General features: G+C 51.8%; 14 protein-coding genes. 11 read left to right on the top strand and 3 right to left on the bottom strand.

Annotation, left to right across the window (positions count from 1 at the left end; genetic code table 11):
- Positions 1 to 170 precede the first annotated feature (170 nt).
- The 8 genes from MKX51_RS08105 (at position 171) to MKX51_RS08140 (ending at position 10,695) form a co-directional block, all read left to right on the top strand.
- Entirely contained in the window at positions 171 to 1,199 is a 1,029-nt protein-coding gene (locus tag MKX51_RS08105) for a nitroreductase family protein (protein ID WP_340991995.1), read from the top strand.
- Between the two features lie 173 nt (positions 1,200 to 1,372).
- On the top strand, positions 1,373 to 2,155 hold the full coding sequence (gene sufC, locus MKX51_RS08110; protein WP_340942409.1) for a Fe-S cluster assembly ATPase SufC: 783 nt from the start codon (positions 1,373 to 1,375) through the stop codon (positions 2,153 to 2,155).
- A 25-nt stretch (positions 2,156 to 2,180) separates the two neighbouring features.
- Complete coding sequence (sufD, locus tag MKX51_RS08115) at positions 2,181 to 3,482, top strand: Fe-S cluster assembly protein SufD (protein ID WP_340991996.1); 1,302 nt, start codon at positions 2,181 to 2,183, stop codon at positions 3,480 to 3,482.
- The gene (locus MKX51_RS08120) at positions 3,479 to 4,705 is read left to right on the top strand and encodes a cysteine desulfurase (protein ID WP_340942405.1); all 1,227 of its coding nucleotides are present in this window, start codon (positions 3,479 to 3,481) and stop codon (positions 4,703 to 4,705) included. The genes sufD and MKX51_RS08120 overlap by 4 nt, the downstream gene beginning before the upstream one ends.
- Positions 4,692 to 5,120 carry a Fe-S cluster assembly sulfur transfer protein SufU gene (sufU, locus tag MKX51_RS08125; protein ID WP_036721441.1) on the top strand — a complete coding sequence of 143 codons (429 nt, stop codon included), beginning with the start codon at positions 4,692 to 4,694 and terminating at the stop codon, positions 5,118 to 5,120. The genes MKX51_RS08120 and sufU overlap by 14 nt, the downstream gene beginning before the upstream one ends.
- 30 nt (positions 5,121 to 5,150) lie before the next feature.
- Positions 5,151 to 6,548 carry a Fe-S cluster assembly protein SufB gene (gene sufB, locus MKX51_RS08130; protein WP_340942403.1) on the top strand — a complete coding sequence of 466 codons (1,398 nt, stop codon included), beginning with the start codon at positions 5,151 to 5,153 and terminating at the stop codon, positions 6,546 to 6,548.
- Positions 6,549 to 7,060: 512 nt separating this feature from the next.
- Positions 7,061 to 8,830 carry an ABC transporter ATP-binding protein gene (locus tag MKX51_RS08135; RefSeq protein WP_340991997.1) on the top strand — a complete coding sequence of 590 codons (1,770 nt, stop codon included), beginning with the start codon at positions 7,061 to 7,063 and terminating at the stop codon, positions 8,828 to 8,830.
- Complete coding sequence (locus MKX51_RS08140) at positions 8,827 to 10,695, top strand: ABC transporter ATP-binding protein (protein WP_340991998.1); 1,869 nt, start codon at positions 8,827 to 8,829, stop codon at positions 10,693 to 10,695. The genes MKX51_RS08135 and MKX51_RS08140 overlap by 4 nt, the downstream gene beginning before the upstream one ends.
- A gap of 93 nt (positions 10,696 to 10,788) precedes the next feature.
- On the opposite strand, the gene MKX51_RS08145 is transcribed toward MKX51_RS08140, so the two are convergent.
- Entirely contained in the window at positions 10,789 to 11,034 is a 246-nt protein-coding gene (locus tag MKX51_RS08145) for a DUF7667 family protein (protein WP_340991999.1), read from the bottom strand.
- A 269-nt stretch (positions 11,035 to 11,303) separates the two neighbouring features.
- On the opposite strand from MKX51_RS08145, the gene licT reads away from it, so the two are divergent.
- Positions 11,304 to 12,149, top strand: a complete 846-nt coding sequence (licT, locus tag MKX51_RS08150; protein ID WP_340992000.1) for a BglG family transcription antiterminator LicT — start codon at positions 11,304 to 11,306, stop codon at positions 12,147 to 12,149.
- A gap of 229 nt (positions 12,150 to 12,378) precedes the next feature.
- Positions 12,379 to 14,241, top strand: a complete 1,863-nt coding sequence (locus MKX51_RS08155) for a beta-glucoside-specific PTS transporter subunit IIABC (RefSeq protein ID WP_340992001.1) — start codon at positions 12,379 to 12,381, stop codon at positions 14,239 to 14,241.
- 113 nt (positions 14,242 to 14,354) lie between these two features.
- On the opposite strand, the gene MKX51_RS08160 is transcribed toward MKX51_RS08155, so the two are convergent.
- Together MKX51_RS08160 and MKX51_RS08165 are read right to left on the bottom strand one after the other, a co-directional pair.
- A complete protein-coding gene (locus MKX51_RS08160) occupies positions 14,355 to 15,395 on the bottom strand; it encodes an HD-GYP domain-containing protein (protein ID WP_340992002.1) in 1,041 nt (346 codons plus the stop codon).
- A 159-nt stretch (positions 15,396 to 15,554) separates the two neighbouring features.
- Positions 15,555 to 15,803 (bottom strand): MoaD/ThiS family protein, encoded by a 249-nt coding sequence (locus tag MKX51_RS08165; RefSeq protein WP_036692939.1) that lies wholly within the window; start codon positions 15,801 to 15,803, stop codon positions 15,555 to 15,557.
- 153 nt (positions 15,804 to 15,956) lie between these two features.
- Between MKX51_RS08165 and MKX51_RS08170 the strand changes: the two genes are divergently transcribed.
- Positions 15,957 to 17,396, top strand: a complete 1,440-nt coding sequence (locus MKX51_RS08170; RefSeq protein WP_340992003.1) for a bifunctional metallophosphatase/5'-nucleotidase — start codon at positions 15,957 to 15,959, stop codon at positions 17,394 to 17,396.
- The last annotated feature ends 6 nt before the right edge of the window (positions 17,397 to 17,402 follow it).

The raw sequence follows: 17,402 nt of genomic DNA on the forward strand, positions 1-17,402 counted from the left end.
AACTTAAAATTATTAACGTGTAAACTAACTGTTCAGATAAGTTATTTATAATATATTAAATGATATTAAATTTAATAATACAGATTGACATCGTGTTTCTTTCAAAATATAGTTAACTGGTAAACAATATTAATTATTGATTGCCAAACGATATTTTGGGGGGGATGAAGATGAAGGATGTGTTCACAACGGTTAGAGAACGGCGGACCATTCGGAGATTCAGCGCTGCACCGGTTGAACAAGAACGGATTATTTCGTTGGTGAATGAGGCGGCTGGCTTATACGAAGCCAAAGGAACGCCGCACTGGCGCTGTCTTTACTTTGGCACTCCCGAGTCCCGTGAAGAGCTGGCTGAATCCATGATGGCGAAGGTGACGGGCACACGGCTCGGGAAGCTCCTTCCTGCTCCAATGACAGATCTTCTAAAAAAGCAAATCACGGGTACTCCCGCTCATATGATCTTCATTGCCGAGTCTGCCGGTACGGAGCTGGAGCGGGACGAGAATTACGCCGCGGTCTGCAGCATCATGCAAACGGTACAGCTTCTGGGCTGGGAACAAGGGCTGGGGATGCTGTGGTTCTCAGATCCCATAATTCTGAGCGAATCGTTCTATGAGCTTATCGGTTGGCGTGAAGGTGAGAGGTTTGCCGGAATGCTGGAAATCGGCTACTTTGACAAAGCGCCGCGAGGACGAAAAAGAACACCGGCAGAACGAAAATGGACGATTATCGGCGAAGACAGCAGCCAGCTTGCGGATGCCGCCCCTTTCTCCGCATACAATGTCCTGAGGCTGCTGAACGAGGCGGTCTGGGCGCCGAATGACGGCATGCGGGAGCCTTGGCGGTTCATCTATGTGACGGGCGATCAGACAGAGGCCTCAGGCAAACGTCGGTTCTCTGAAGAGGCACCTTCTCCGCCGTTCCTTCTAGTCGTAGCCAGAGAAGAGACAGATCCGCACAAGCAGAACGAGGATTATGCCGCGGTGTGCAGCTTGATACAGAATTTTCAACTGCTGGCCCAGTCCGAAGGGCGGCACATTCGCCGCAGGATTCCGGGATGGGTCTATGACCGGAAGCAGTGTGAGTCCTTCGGGCTTCGTCCGCTGGAGAGGATCGTCGCAGTGCTTGAAGCGGGGGAACCTAAGCGATATTCAAATTCCGGGTTTCGTTCTCCCGCAGTGAAGATAACCATTAATTAATTTGATAAAAAAGGGCCGTTGTAATAAAATTAGTGAGAATCATTGATAATCATCCTGATTCACTTTATAATAATTATAATGTGATATAAAATCTAATTGCTTGTAATCAGGGTTAACCTGTGACAATACAACTTTCTGATTTCGCAAATCGATCAATGGAGGGAATATTAATTATGGCAGCAGAATTTGTCATTGAGGGACTGAAAGCGACGATTGAAGGAAAAGAAATTCTGAAGGGGATCAACCTTCAGATGAAGGGCGGGGAAATTCACGCCGTAATGGGACCGAACGGTACTGGTAAAAGTACTCTGGCCTCCGCGTTGATGGGTCACCCGAAATATGTTGTTACAGAAGGCACAGCTGTGCTTGAAGGTGAGGATCTGCTGGAGATGGCCGTGGATGAACGTGCCCGTGCCGGACTATTCCTGGGGATGCAATATCCAAGCGAAATCAGCGGAGTGACCAACTCCGACTTCCTGCGCAGTGCGATTAATTCCCGCCGTGAAGAGGGCAGTGAAATCTCGCTGATCAAGTTCATCCGTCTGATGGAAGCCAAGATGAAGGAGCTGGATATGAACCCTGAATTCCTGCACCGTTATCTGAATGAAGGCTTCTCCGGCGGGGAAAAGAAACGTAATGAAATCCTGCAAATGATGATGCTGGACCCTAAGATCGTCATCCTTGACGAGATTGACTCGGGCCTTGACATCGATGCGCTCAAAATTGTCGCCGATGGTGTGAACTCCATGCGCAGCCCGGAACGCGGCTTCCTGGTTATTACCCACTATCAGCGTTTGTTGAATTATATCAAGCCTGACTATGTTCATGTCATGATGCAGGGACGGATTGTGAAATCGGGCGGTCCTGAGCTGGCACAGAAACTGGAAGCAGAAGGCTACGAATGGATCAAGGAAGAGCTCGGCATTGAAGACGAAACCGTAGGACAAGACGCTTAGAAACGCTGGAAGGAGGAAACCACTTATGACGACGCAAACCATACTTCCCGTGGACGCCCAGCAGCTCAGCGCACAGTCGCAGAGTAGCGGCGAACCGGGCTGGCTGAAGGACAGCCGCTTGAAGGCACTGGAGCTTGCTGCTGAGCTTGAACTGCCGAAGCTGGAGAAGACACGGATCGACCGCTGGAATATCAACAACTATGGCGAATTTAAGGCGAGCCAGGCGCTGGCCTCCCTTAACGAGGCTCCTGCCTCTATCGCCGGACTGATCAAGGGCCAGGAGGAAGGCAGCCTGATTATTCAACGGAATTCAGGGGCTGTATATGCCCGCCTGGCTCCGGAGCTGGCTGCGCAAGGCGTAATCTTCACCGATTTGCAGAGTGCTGTCAAAGAGCATGGAGACCTGGTCCAGCGTTATCTGCACAAGGCAGTCCTGCCGCAAGAGCACTCGATTGCAGCACTGCATGCAGCGCTGTGGAACGGCGGGGTGTTCCTCTATGTTCCGAAGAATGTGGTCATTGAGACTCCGTTGCAGGCGGTGCTGCTCGCTGATGACGCCGAAGCTGCTTTTGCTCCGCATATTCTGATTGTGGCTGATTCTAATAGCTCTGTAACCTATGTAGACAACTATGTATCTGATAAATCCGAAGCGGGGCTGCACAACGGAGCCGCTGAAGTATTCGTCGGCGCTGGTGCGACGGTGCGTTACGCCACTGTACATCAACTGGGACAGGATACAACGGATGTGACTTACCGCCGTGCCGTTGTGGAGAATGACGGTACTATCGAATGGATCATCGGTGAGATGAACTATGGAGATACAGCCAGCGATACCAAATCAGTGCTCAAAGGCAACGGTTCAAGCTCAGATGCGAAGGTCATTGCTGTAGGCTCCGGCTCGCAGAAGCTGAGCTACACTACACAGGCGCAGCATTTCGGACGGAATACACCGAGTGACATGATCACCCGTGCTGTTATGCGGGATTCAGCAACCTCGATTATTAACGGAATTACGAAGATTGAGAAGGGCGCTACCAGAGCTGACGGACAGCAGACAGAGAAGGTTCTGATGCTAAGCCCCAAAGCACGCGGAGACGCCAACCCGATCCTCCTTATAGATGAAGATGATGTAACCGCAGGCCATGCCGCTTCCGTAGGACAGGTCAATTACGAGCAGGTCTATTACCTGATGTCCCGGGGATTATCGCGGCATGACGCAGAAACACTGATCATATACGGCTTCCTTGCACCTGTTGTGTCGCAAATTCCACTGGAGGGACTGCGCAATCAGCTCCAATCTCTTGTGGAAAGGAAGTTAGGCCAATGATTAGCAGTCAGATCCGGGAGCAGTTTCCCATCCTGAACCAGAAGATCAACGGCCATCCGCTGGTCTACCTGGACAGTGCGGCAACTTCCCAGAAGCCGCGTCAAGTCATTGAGGCGGTCAAGTCTTACTACGAATGGGATAATGCCAATGTACACCGCGGGGTGCATACCCTGGGGAGCCGGGCAACCGATGCGTATGAAGGCGCCCGCGAGAAGCTGAAGAACTTCATTAATGCCCGCAGTGTGAAGGAAATTATCTTCACACGCGGGACAACGACCGCGCTCAATATTGTAGCTTCCTCTTACGGTCCTTCCGTCCTGAAGGAAGGGGATGAGATCGTGATTACCCAGATGGAGCATCACAGCAATTTCATTCCCTGGCAGCAGCTGGCCAAGAACACCGGGGCTACCCTGAAATTCCTGCCGCTGCAGAAGGACGGTACGATCACGCTGGAGGATGCTGAGCAGACGATTACTGCACGGACCAAGATCGTAGCCATAGCGTATGTATCTAATGTCATGGGCGTTACTCATCCTATCAAAGAGCTTGCAGCGATTGCCCACCGGAACGGTGCAGTAATCGTGGTGGACGGTGCACAGAGCACACCGCATCTGAAGGTGGATGTGCAAGACCTGGATTGCGATTTCTACGCCTTGTCCGGGCACAAGATGCTTGCGCCTACTGGTATCGGTGCTCTCTACGGCAAGAAGGCGCTGCTGGAAGCTATGGAGCCGGTTGAATTCGGCGGCGAGATGATCGATGACGTCGGGCTGTATGAGTCTACCTGGAAGGAGCTGCCATGGAAGTTCGAAGGCGGAACACCGATTATTGCTGGTGCCGTCGGCTTAGGAGCAGCGATTGATTTCCTGCAGGAGGTCGGGATGGATGAGATCCACCGCCACGAAATGCAGCTTGCAGCATATGCGGAACAGCGGCTGTCGGAGGTCAGTGATCTGACGATCTATGGTCCCCGCAACCGTCAGGTGGGGGTAGTCACCTTCAACCTGGGTGATGTTCATCCGCATGATGTGGCCACCGTGCTGGATGCGGAAGGCGTAGCTGTCCGCGCGGGGCATCATTGCTGCCAGCCGCTCATGCGCTGGCTGGAGGTTAGCTCCACCGCCCGGGCGAGCTTCTACCTGTACAACACTGAACAGGATGTAGATGCGCTGGTTCAAGCCTTAATTAAGGCAAAGGAGTATTTCAGCTATGAACTTGGATGATTTATATAGACGCGTAATTATGGATCATTACAAAAATCCCCGGAATCGCGGCTCATTTGAAGATGATGCACTTAAGATTGAGCTCAATAACCCTACCTGCGGCGACCGCATTACGCTTCAGCTTAAGGTGGAGGATGGCGTCGTCCAGGACGCCCGTTTCAGCGGCGAAGGGTGTTCAATCAGCATGTCGTCGGCTTCGATGATGACGGAAGCGGTCAAAGGCCAATCGATAGCGCATGCGCTTGAGATGGCCGACAGCTTCTCCTCTCTAATGAAGGGTGAGGAAGCAGATTTCGGTGACTACGAAGATATTGAAGCCCTGTCCGGTGTTAATAAATTTCCGGCGCGGATCAAATGTGCCACTCTGGCCTGGAACGCGCTGCGCAAAGGCATAGATACGCAAAGAAGCTTGTAAAATAATATTACACTCAAGGAGGCTGACACCATGGCTAAGAAAGCGCCTGATATGGAGGAATACCAGTACGGATTCCGTGACGAGCACAAGTCGATATTTCAGTCTGGTAAAGGACTCACGGAAGAAATCGTCCGGGAAATCTCCGCAATTAAAAACGAGCCGGATTGGATGCTGGAATTCCGGCTGAAATCCCTGGAGCAGTTCCGTAAGATGCCAATGCCGAAGTGGGGCGGCAATCTGGATGATCTGGATTTCGAGGATATCCAATATTATGTTAGACCTTCCGAGAAGCAGGGCAAGACTTGGGAGGAGGTTCCTTCCGAGATCAAAGAGACCTTCGACAAGCTGGGAATTCCGGAAGCGGAGCAGAAGTTCCTTGCCGGTGTCTCTGCACAGTATGAATCTGAGGTAGTCTATCACAGCATGCAGCAGAACCTGGAGGATCAGGGTGTAATCTTCACAGATACGGATTCCGCACTGCGTGATCATCCTGAGCTGTTCAAGAAGTTCTTCGGCACAATCATTCCGCCTGCTGACAACAAGTTCGCCGCACTTAACAGTGCCGTTTGGTCAGGAGGCAGCTTCATCTATGTTCCGAAGGGTGTGAAGTGTGAAGTTCCTTTGCAGGCATACTTCCGCATCAACTCCGAGAATATGGGACAATTCGAGCGTACGCTGATTCTGGCAGACGAAGACAGCTTCGTGCATTACGTTGAAGGCTGTACTGCCCCGATCTACAGCACGAACTCTCTGCATAGTGCAGTAGTTGAGATTCTCTGCATGAAGAACGCCCGTGTCCGTTATACCACCATTCAGAACTGGGCACCGAACATCTATAACCTCGTTACCAAACGTGCGGTTGCCGAAGAGAATGCTACGATGGAATGGGTAGACGGCAACATCGGCTCCAAGCTGACTATGAAATATCCAGCGGTTGTTCTTAAAGGCCGTGGAGCCAAGGGTTCGGTCTTGTCCATCGCGGTAGCGGGCAAGAATCAGCATCAGGATGCAGGCGCCAAAATGATCCACTTGGCACCGGATACCACCTCAACCATCGTATCCAAGTCGATCAGCAAGCACGGCGGCAAGGTCACTTACCGTGGACTCGCTTCCTTCGGCCGCAAGGCAGAAGGCGCGAAATCCAATATCAAATGCGATACGCTCATTCTGGATAACGAGTCCACCTCGGACACGATTCCTTACAATGAGATCATGAACGATAACATTGTGCTTGAGCACGAAGCGACGGTCTCCAAGGTATCTGAGGAGCAGCTATTCTACCTCATGAGCCGCGGTCTCTCCGAAGCTGATGCCACGCAGATGATTATCATGGGCTTCATCGAGCCGTTCACCAAGGAGCTGCCGATGGAATATGCGGTCGAGATGAATCGTCTCATTAAGTTTGAAATGGAAGGGTCAATCGGTTAACCGAAACCTCATCCATGAGCCAGGCAATAACCTAGACGTGTTCCTTGAATCTTAATGGCCTAAGGCCGGAGATTCGGGGGCACGTTTTTTTGTATGGGGACTCAGAAGCGCTTATTTCATCATAAGAGCTGCAATTGGTGTTGGGAATAATACATAAAATTCCTATTATCAGGCTGGCAAAAAGCCCCTTCGCCCAGTTGAATCTTGCTATATCTTAATTGAGCAGTATTTGCGAGGAAATAGCAGCATTTAAAACGACGGGCGTCCTTTAGCCCCTGCTTAAGCCCGGTTTATTCCGGAAAAAGAGGGAAAACGGTGGTTTCTCCCCTTTGCCGCATTAAATTAGGGATGATAAACTGCTTAAAGTCACTAAATTGGAAGCGCTAAAAAAGCTAGCTTACGGTGCGATATTTAGAGACCAAGTTCTTGCTTACGGAGGCAAGTTACTTCGTAAAGCTAAGTTTATGCTTACGGAGCCAGCTTTACTTCGTAAAGCTTTAAGGAGGAGAGATATGGATGTTCTCAGGCAACTGCGGGGCTTTTATCGGGAGAAGCTGCACTATCTGATTCTGTCGATTGTATGTTTGGCGGCCGCAACTGCAGTGGGGCTTATTACCCCCAATTTGTTAAGGAGATTGATCGATGATGTTATTGTTCCCCTAAAGTTTACTGAGGTGCCCGTACTCGCTCTCAGTGTGCTTGCTGTCATTATTGTTAAGGCGTGCCTGCAGTTTGCCCATGGATTTTTCGGCGGACGGCTGGGGAATTTCCTGGCCTACCGGCTGCGCAATGCCTGCTATGAGAAGCTGCAATTTCTGTCCTTCCGTTATTATGATACGGCGAAGACAGGTGACCTGATGTCCCGGCTGACCGGGGATTTGGAAGCAATCCGGATGTTCATTGGCTTCGGATTCGCCCAATTGCTGAATGTGTTCTTCATGGTTCTGTTCGGCTCCATTATGATGTTCACCATCAATTGGCAGCTGACGCTGGTTACTCTGATCACAATGCCGTTTCTGGCGGTAGTCGCACTCAGATTTGAATCCAAGATTCATCCGGCCTTTCAGGAGATGCGCCTGGCGTTAAGTTCCCTGACAACGGCTGTACAGGAGAATGTCACCGGGGTAAGAACGGTCAAATCGTTTGCCAGAGAGGCCTACGAAGTTGATAAATTCTCACACCGTAATGAACGTTATAAAGATAATCAGATTTTTGCAGCTGAGCTGTGGAGTAAATTCTTCCCGTTCATGGAGCTGCTGGCTTCGGTCAGTGTAGCGATCCTGCTGGGTGTAGGCGGTACGCTGGTAATCAACGGGAAGATGTCGCTGGGTGAGCTGGTTGCCTTCTTCAGCCTGATCTGGTACATCATCGGTCCGGTATGGGGGCTAGGGTTCCACATCAACAACTATACCCAGTCGAAGGCCTCCGGCGAACGTGTGCTGGAAGTGCTGAATCAGCAGATTGATGTCCGGGATAAAGAGAATGCCCGCGAGCTTGTTGCAGCTGAAGTGAAGGGAGAGGTGGAGTTCGACCATGTTACCTTCGCTTACGGCAACAAAATGCCGGCAGTCAAGGATATTCATTTCCATGCCGAGCCCGGCGCGGTCATTGGCTTCCTTGGCGGAACGGGGTCCGGTAAATCCACGATTACCCAGCTGATGATGCGTGCTTATGATGTGAATCAGGGCAGTATTAAGCTCGACGGTGTGGATATCCGTGAGTTCCAGGTCCGCAGTCTGCGCTCGCAAATATCGACGGTGTTCCAGGAGACCTTCCTGTTCTCCTCATCGATCCGCAATAATATCTCTTATGGACTGAAGAATGTCAGCATGGATGAGATTATCCGTGCCGCCGAGCTGGCGAAGGCGCATGACTTCATTATGGAGATGCCGGAAGGCTATGATACCGTAGTCGGTGAGCGGGGAATGGGTCTCTCGGGCGGCCAAAAGCAGCGGATTGCCATTGCCCGCGCACTGCTCAAGAATCCGCGGATTCTTATTCTGGATGATGCCACCAGTGCGGTGGACATGGAGACGGAGCATGAGATTCAGGCCGGGTTCCAGGAGGTTATGCGCGGACGGACCACCCTGATTATTGCCCACCGGATCTCCTCCCTGCGTCATGCCGATCAGATCATTGTCATGAATGAAGGGAGAATGGTCCAGCAAGGAACCCATCAGGAATTGATTGCGGTCCCGGGACCTTACCAGGATGTGTACCGGATTCAGTACGCCGATTATTTAGCCAGGGATAACAAGCGAGAGGCGGGTGATCCGGCATGAGTCTTGAGACCTCCAAGCAGACCGCTGAAGGCGTATTAAATACCGACAACAGTAAGGTTGAAGAACAGACGCTTGAAGAACGTTTTATCTATAAAGACGATGATGTGATCGACAAGGCTTTTGACTGGAAGCAGTTCACCCGCTTATTCGGCTATATGAAGCCATATGCGAAGCAGATGCTGCCGCTGGTCTCGATCATGATGATTCTGGGCACGATTACCAAGCTGACGGTTCCATTCCTGACCAGTATGGCGATTGATAAAGCGATTGCTCCAAAAGAGGGAAGCACCAGCTTGACGCTGCTCTACACGCTCACAGCCAGTGTAATCGTGCTGTATCTGATTCAATGGATCGCCGGCGTATACCGGATCAAATATACGAATGTGATCGGCCAACGGGTGATCTATGACCTGCGCTCGGACCTGTTCCGGCATATCCAGAAGCTGTCCTTCAACTTCTTCGATAAACGTCCGGCCGGATCAGTCCTTGTCCGGGTGACCAATGATATCAACTCGCTGCAGGATTTGTTCACCAACGGGGTGGTCAATCTGATGATTGACTGTGTGCAGCTGCTGGGCATTATGATTATTCTGCTGCTGATCAACTGGAAGCTGGGGCTGGCGGTGATGATTACCGTTCCAATCATGTTCCTGATCTCTACCAAGCTGCGGCAGAGAATCCGCATCGCCTGGCAGGATGTGCGCATGAAGAATTCCCGGATCAACTCCCATCTAAATGAGTCGATACAGGGGATTCGCGTCACCCAGGCCTACACACAGGAAGAAGAGAACATGCATTATTTCGATGCCATGAATATGGACAGCCGGAAGTCGTGGAACAAGGCCTCAGCCATGAACCAGGCATTCGGTCCGATCATTGAAGTCACCGGCGGCTTCGGGACGATGATTCTCTTCTGGTTCGGGGCATACCTGATCCAGTCTGGAGAGCTTACGGTCGGCTTCCTGGTCGCCTTCAGCAGTTATGTCAGCAACTTCTGGGACCCGATTAACCGGCTGGGGCAGATGTACAATCAGCTGCTGGTGGCGATGGCTTCCTCCGAGCGGATCTTCGAGTATCTCGACGAACAGCCTGCGGTTCAGGATAAGCCGGGAGCAACGCCGCTGTCCAAGATTCAAGGGGATATTCACTTTAATAACGTAGTGTTTGAATATGAGAAAGGCCGTGCGGCACTCAAAGGCATCAATCTGGATGTCAAAGCAGGCCAGTCCATCGCCCTTGTAGGACATACCGGCTCCGGCAAAAGCACGATCATCAACCTGATTGGCCGGTTCTATGATATTAAGAGTGGTCACATCACCATTGATGGCCGGGATATCCGCGAGGTTACACTCCAGAGTCTGCGCGAACAGATCGGGATTGTACTGCAGGATACCTTCATCTTCTCGGGAACGATCCGCGACAACATCCGCTTCGGGCGGCTGGACGCCACGGACGAAGAGATTGAAGCGGCTGCCAAGGCCGTAGACGCCCATGATTTCATCATCAAGCTGCCTGCCGGCTATGATACCGAGGTGGAGGAGCGGGGAAGCGCACTGTCCATGGGACAGCGCCAGCTGCTGTCCTTCGCCCGGGCGCTGCTGGCCGATCCGCGGATTCTGATTCTGGATGAAGCGACCGCCAGCATTGATACGGAGACGGAGATCAAGATTCAGGAAGCGCTGAAGCTGCTGCTTCAGGGCCGGACCTCCTTCATCGTCGCCCACCGCCTCTCGACCATCCGCCATGCGGATAAGATCGTGGTGCTGGATCACGGCGAGATCAAGGAAGAAGGCAACCATGCCGAGCTGACCAAGCACGACGGTATTTATAACGGATTAATAGAAGCACAGTTCCGCTTCTTATAGAAGCACATGCAGCAGCCTGGCCCCGATGTGGGGGAGGGGCTGCTGTTTTTTTGCGTCTGGAATAATAAGGGGAAAGTGTAGAGTTCCTTCCCGTTAAGGCCGTTTCCCCGGCTTCCCGCTTACCCGGACCTCCAGCAGCTGCACACTGATCTCCTGCTGCCATCCGGTATCTTGAGTATCCTCTGCCAACAGAGCTTCGATATGGAGGCGGGCCATTTCCCAGCAGTAGACGGTGTTGACATGCAGGCAGTGCTGAAGCTCGTCTTGCTCCGCCGGAGCCAGCGGACGCTTCAGACTAAGGGTATATAGCTCAGCAAGGCGCTGATGAACCGCAAGCATCCTATCTCCTCCTTGTATTACTGTCTTCTATTAGCGTGACCCTGGAAATACAGTTTCAAACCGGAATGAAGCCTAATATAAATATTCAGATCTTTAGGATAAAAAAAGTTCTTGAAATCGCTTTTATTTATGCTACAATAACAGTAATACAGGATTGTGACCGGTAACGCGGGCAATGCCTAAGCTGATGCGAGTATCATTTTATGAATGATATTGGGATCAACTTAGGCTTTTTTTGTACAAACTATGCGTCAGGAGGTGAATTTGAGATGATTATCGAGAAGGTGCTGAACAATAATGTGCTCCTGACCAAGAACCAGAAGGGCAAGGAGGTTATTGTGATGGGCAGAGGAATTTCCTTCAATAAGGTGGCGGGTGATTATGTGGACCCTGCCAAGGTGGATAAGATTTTTCTGCTGAACGAGAATGAATTCACTGCCCGGCTGACTGAACTGCTGAATGATATTCCGGTAGCTCACCTGGAGCTGGCCAGCGGCATCGTCACCTACGCGAGTGGAGTGCTGCACACAGAGCTGAACGATAATCTCTATCTGACGCTGACGGATCATATTCATTTCGCGCTGGAGCGTTTTGAGAAGGGGATTCAGCTGAAGAATGCGATGCTGTTTGAGATCAAGCGCTTTTACCAGAAGGAATTCGGAATCGGGCTGGATGCCCTGAAGATGATTGAACAGACCACCGGCCTCTCGCTGGGTGAGGATGAAGCCGGCTTCATTGCCCTTCACCTGGTCAACGCCAGAATGGATGGCACGGAGGTAAGATCTACGATCAAGATGACGGAGATCGTTCAGAATATCCTGAACATCGTTACCTATCATTATAAGGTTGTGCTGGACGAGACCTCGCTTAATTATTCGCGGTTCCTGACCCATCTGCAGTATTTTTCCATGCGGGTGCTGAAGAAGGAGACCAACAACAGCGGGGAAGAGTTCCTGTACAATCAGGTGAGGCTAACCTATGTCAAGGCTTTCGAATGCGTAGGCAAGATTAATGAATATCTGGAGAAATCCCATGGCCAGAGCCTCAGCAAGGATGAATATGTCTATTTGACGATTCACATTCAGCGTGTAACTGAACGCAATAACCTGGAGTAACACGTAACTACGTAAGACTACAATATTTCATATATTTTCATATCATCTGTCAGGGTGTAACTGGTCATGCAGGCAAAACCTGAGCTGATGGCAAAATAGCGTGTGTTCTACGCCTTTTTTGCCTTGAGTTCAGGTTTTTCTTGTTTGCAGAGGGGAAAGATAGAAGGGCTGGCACAACTCCCCTCTGCAGCGATGCTTATATTACAGATTTCAAAAGGAGCAAACCCAAATGAGCAATAAAGACTTATCCAAACAAATTATCACACTCGTTGGCGGAGAAGAGAATGTGAATTCCGTCTTCCATTGTGCCACGCGCTTAAGATTCAAGCTGAAGGATAACAGCAAAGCCAATAAAGCAGCGCTGGAGAAGACTCCGGGAGTCATCACAGTTGTTGAGAACAGCGGACAATTTCAGGTGGTCATCGGCAACAATGTCAGCCAGGTGTTCGAGCAGATTATGAAGGAAACCTCGCTTCAGGATGCGGAGAAAAGCGGCAGTGACGAAAGCTCGGAAAGCACCGGAGTTCTGGGTAAAGCGGTGGACATCATTTCGAGTATTTTCTCGCCGATTCTGGGTGCACTGGCTGGGGCCGGGATTCTCAAGGGCTTGCTGGCCCTGATTCTGTCACTGGACTGGATTAGTGCTGCCAGCGGCACCTACATGATCCTCAATGCGGCTGCCGACAGCGTGTTCTATTTCCTGCCTGTCTTCCTGGCGGTTACGGCAGCGCGCAAATTCAAGGCAAATCAATTTGTGTCCATTGCCATAGCTGGAGCCTTGATCTATCCCGCAGTCATTGCGGCTGTAGGCTCACCTGACCCGCTGCACTTCCTGGGGATCAAGATCGTACTGATCAACTATTCCTCCAGCGTGATCCCGATTATTCTGGCGGTATGGGTGCAGTCGTATGTGGAACGCTGGTTCCGTTCCTTCATTCATGAGTCCGTGCGGAATATTCTTGTTCCCATGTTCGCACTGCTCATTGTTATTCCGCTTACGTTCCTGGCCTTCGGACCTGTCGGCTCCCTGATCAGTGACGGCTTGGCCTCTGGCTATACCTGGCTCTACAATCTAAGTCCGCTTGTGGCCGGAGCCATAGCCGGGGCGTTCTGGCAAGTGTTCGTAATCTTCGGTGTACACTGGGGCTTCGTACCGATCATGCTCAGCAATATTGCTACACTGGGACAGGATACCATGCTGCCTATTCTCAGTGCAGCCGTTCTGTCGCAGGCCGGGGCTGTATTCGGTGTATTCCTGAAATCGCGGAACCCTCAGCTTAAGGCACTCGCCGGTTCTTCTACACTATCTGCGGTCTTCGGGATTACTGAACCAACCATTTATGGAGTCACCCTGAAGCTCAAAAAACCGTTCATCTATGCGTGTATCTCCGGCGCTATCGGCGGTGCAATTATTGCAACAGGCGGCGCAAGAGCATTATCCTTCTCACTGCCGGGTCTGCTGGCGCTGCCGACCTATTTCGGCACCGGATTTGTCTGGGTAGTCATTGGTATACTGGTAGCATTTGTACTGGCCGCCGTACTGGTGCTGGTGTTTGGCTACGAGGAGCCTGAGACAGATGCTGCGGCATCAGTTAACTTAAGTGCAACCTCGGGTACGACTACACCGACGCTGATTGATAAAGAACTGGTTGTAAGCCCGCTGGCAGGAACGCTGCAGCCGCTTGACACCCTGCCTGACGAAGCTTTTGCTTCCGGCGCGATGGGCAAGGGCATTGTAATCGAGCCTTCTTCCGGCATCTTAACCAGCCCTGTGAACGGAACGGTAACTACTGTATTCCCCACAGGACATGCCATCGGCATTACTTCGGAGGGCGGTGCGGAGCTGCTGATTCATGTCGGTGTCAATACCGTGAAGCTTAAGGGTCAGCATTTTACCAAAAAAGTGAAGGAAGGCGAGAAGGTGGTCAAGGGTCAGCTATTGCTTGAATTTGACCTCGAAGCCATCCGTGCAGCCGGATTTGTAACCGCGACACCGGTGATTGTCACCAACTCGTCACAATACCTTGATGTGCTTAAGAGCACAGGGACAGAAGTGCCTAGCGGCGAGATACTGTTTACACTTATTCGATAAAAGGATAGCCTCCCCCGGCCGGGGGAGGCTATCTAGTTGGTATTCAACTTCAAGCAGCACTTCTGCGGCAACGCAGGGGGCTGCTTGATTTATTTTGCGTAGAGGAAATCTCTCTACTCCATGTAAATCTCAACGACGGCAATTGTGCGTTCGCGGGACAGGTCAAGGAACTTGCCTTCGCTCTGTACAAGCGGACGGAAGACATCCAGCGGGTTGTTCATCACGATAACACCCATATCACCGGTGCTCAGCAGAACGCGCTTGCCGATAAAGTTCGGCATCAGGTGATTGATGAAGGCCTGAACCGGTTTGCCGTTCAGCTTCCCGAAGCTGAGGGAGTTGATCTCACGCAGAACGGAAATCAGCTCCTGCTTGGACTGGTAGACCCGGTGAGTGGTCATGGCGCTGTAAATATCCGCAACGGCTGCAATCTGGGCGTAAGGATGAATGTCTGTCTTGGTCAGCTGCTTGGGATAACCGGAGCCGTCCTCGCGTTCATGATGCTGCAGGGCAACCAGAGCTGTGAAAGGATCGTTCATGGAATTCTGTATGATTTCGTACCCGTAAACCGTATGTAATTTGATCTCTTCGTATTCATCAGGGGTTAACTTGCCGGGCTTGTTCAGAATCGCGGGGGAGATGCGGCATTTGCCGATATCGATCAGGTATCCCGCACGCCCGATCTCATAGCATTCTGTCTTGGAATATCCAAGCCAAGAGGCAAGATAATAGGAGAGCATGCCTACCTGCAGGGAATGGTTGTAGGTATAATTATCTTCCCGGTCCAGCAGCAGCAGGAGTGTTACTACGTCCTTATGTTTGTCCAGCGTGGACAAGGTCGGCTGCAGAATATCGTCCACTACGGACTGATTGAAGCTGCCTTTGCTGAGCGCTTCCATATATAGAGACTCAAAACCGTCAATCGTGGTATCGAAGCTGCTGGCTGCTGCCTGAATGATTGAGGTGCGGCTGGAAGGGGCAGGCTCTTCCTGTACCGTTTCAATATCTACATAATCAACGCCGTGCTGTATCAGCTTGGCGATTTCCTCCAGTTGCAGCCGTGATCCCTTAGGGAGTACATGCAGCCCGCGGGAGCTGAAGGTATCCATCCGCAGATGATCACCCGGTTTAAGATCCATCACGTGTACTCTCAATGAATAGGCCACCTTACTATAGCAATTTTTTACAGCATAGCAACAAAGTCTGCAATATTCAATGGTGTAAGAGTACTGATTGTAGCTTGCAGATTGTGCAAACCGCTGGTCCTACCCTGTTGTGTATCTGTGCAGATTCGCGGAAGGGAAACGGTCCGGTTAACCGCCGGACACGGGCGGAATGAAGGCCACCTCTGAGCCTTCGGTAATATCCGTATCATCGGGCGCATATTCCTGATCAACGGCTACCAGGGATACACCGATCTGCGGCGCGGCGTCAGGATAGGAGGCGGAGAGGAGTTCCTTCAGCCGGCCTGCTGTCACAGGGGACTCATGGGCGTGGAAGACCAGCGTGGAGGAGCCGATGATTTCGGCCAGACCGGCGAACAGCCGGATGGAGATATGCATGCTTTCTTCACCCTTTCTGGACTTAAGCTTAGGACAGCTTATAATGATTACAATATACCATATTGAGTCTGAAAATGTTATGCTAACTCTAGAACTGAACAAGCCTGCCGCTTACTTTATAAACGGCTGTACAAGTGGGAGGGAAGCCAGCTTATGAAGCCTGGGCCGCAAAGATTAACCATTATTCATACCAATGATATACATAGCCACTTTGAAATGATGAGTCCGCTCGCGGCAGTGATATCCGTGATGAAGGCAGAGGCGGGCGGGGAGCCGGTACTGCTGCTTGATATCGGCGATCATATGGACCGCGCTGCTGTAGAGACGGAAGGCACGATGGGTCAGGCCAACATAGACATTATGAATCTGACCGGATACGATGCGGTTACCATCGGCAACAACGAGGGTCTCACCTTCTCCAAGGAGATGCTCTCAGCCATATTTACAGGTATCCAGTGTCCTGTGGTATGCTGCAATTTCCTGGAGTCCGCCACCGGTGAGCCGCCGCACTGGATGCAGCGCCGCGCGGTTCTGGAGAAGGATGGCATCAAGATTGGGCTGACCGGTGCGACGGCGGCATTCACCTCCTTCTATTCCTTGCTCGGCTGGGATGTGCTGGACCCGGAAGAGGCGCTGCGCGAGCAGGTTCAGCTGCTTGCCCCGCAGGTGGATATCGTGATCATTCTGTCTCATCTGGGGCTGCCCGCAGACCAGAGGCTGGCAGAGAAGCTGGAAGGCGTGCATGCCATTCTGGGCGGGCATACCCACCATATGCTGGAGCAGCCGCAGATGATTAACGGGACAGCCGTATGCGGCGCCGGCAAATTCGGCCGGTACGCAGGACGGCTGGTCTTCGAGCGGGAGCAGCCGGACGGAGGGTTTCACTTGGCCGAAGGAGGCTGCACGGAAGTTGATCCTGCCTTGACAGAGGAGCTTATTGCTCCGGCGGCAGCGATCCATCTGCAGCGCGGGCGTGAGGCCCTGGAGGAGACGGTTGCCATCAGCGACCGCATGCTGCCGCTGGATCTGCAGGGGGAGTCTCCTTTTGGCAACCTGCTGGCACAAGCGGTCCGCCAGTTCACAGGCAGTCCCATCTCGCTCGTTAATACAGGCCAGCTGCTCGGCCCGCTGCCGGAGGGTAACATTACCGCAGGCATGCTGCATGCCTTATGTCCTTCTCCGATTAATCCCTGTATTGTACAGCTGACAGGCAAGGATATCCGCACTGCACTGGAACAGAGTCTGATGGCAGAGTTCCGGAATAAGGTCATCTACGGATATGGCTTCCGGGGAGAGGTACTGGGCACCCTGGCCGTGGACGGATTAAAAATCTTGTACGATCCAAGGGTCATGCCTTATGATAACGGTATTGCGATTTTTGCCGGCGGGGAGCAGCTGGAGGATACCAAGGTATATAGTGTCGGCACGCTGGATATGTTTACATTCCGTACAGGCTACGAGAGTATAGCCAATGGCCGGGAGGCGGTATATTTGCTGCCTCATTTCCTCCGCGATCTGCTGCGGATGGAGCTGCAGCGGCCGGGGAGTCTGGATGAGTGTGAAGCGGTTCGCTGGGAGAGGCAATCCACCTGATGATCC

The organism is Paenibacillus sp. FSL M7-0420, assembly GCF_038002345.1.
Classification (GTDB): domain Bacteria; phylum Bacillota; class Bacilli; order Paenibacillales; family Paenibacillaceae; genus Paenibacillus_AQ.

What these genes read in the sequence shown, in the direction of transcription:
- MKX51_RS08105 (WP_340991995.1), top strand. Translation starts at nt 171, where the DNA reads ATGAAGGATGTGTTCACAACGGTTAGAGAACGGCGGACCATTCGGAGA.
- sufC (WP_340942409.1), top strand. Translation starts at nt 1,373, where the DNA reads ATGGCAGCAGAATTTGTCATTGAGGGACTGAAAGCGACGATTGAAGGA.
- sufD (WP_340991996.1), top strand. Translation starts at nt 2,181, where the DNA reads ATGACGACGCAAACCATACTTCCCGTGGACGCCCAGCAGCTCAGCGCA.
- MKX51_RS08120 (WP_340942405.1), top strand. Translation starts at nt 3,479, where the DNA reads ATGATTAGCAGTCAGATCCGGGAGCAGTTTCCCATCCTGAACCAGAAG.
- sufU (WP_036721441.1), top strand. Translation starts at nt 4,692, where the DNA reads ATGAACTTGGATGATTTATATAGACGCGTAATTATGGATCATTACAAA.
- sufB (WP_340942403.1), top strand. Translation starts at nt 5,151, where the DNA reads ATGGCTAAGAAAGCGCCTGATATGGAGGAATACCAGTACGGATTCCGT.
- MKX51_RS08135 (WP_340991997.1), top strand. Translation starts at nt 7,061, where the DNA reads ATGGATGTTCTCAGGCAACTGCGGGGCTTTTATCGGGAGAAGCTGCAC.
- MKX51_RS08140 (WP_340991998.1), top strand. Translation starts at nt 8,827, where the DNA reads ATGAGTCTTGAGACCTCCAAGCAGACCGCTGAAGGCGTATTAAATACC.
- MKX51_RS08145 (WP_340991999.1), bottom strand. Translation starts at nt 11,034, where the DNA reads ATGCTTGCGGTTCATCAGCGCCTTGCTGAGCTATATACCCTTAGTCTG.
- licT (WP_340992000.1), top strand. Translation starts at nt 11,304, where the DNA reads ATGATTATCGAGAAGGTGCTGAACAATAATGTGCTCCTGACCAAGAAC.
- MKX51_RS08155 (WP_340992001.1), top strand. Translation starts at nt 12,379, where the DNA reads ATGAGCAATAAAGACTTATCCAAACAAATTATCACACTCGTTGGCGGA.
- MKX51_RS08165 (WP_036692939.1), bottom strand. Translation starts at nt 15,803, where the DNA reads ATGCATATCTCCATCCGGCTGTTCGCCGGTCTGGCCGAAATCATCGGC.
- MKX51_RS08170 (WP_340992003.1), top strand. Translation starts at nt 15,957, where the DNA reads ATGAAGCCTGGGCCGCAAAGATTAACCATTATTCATACCAATGATATA.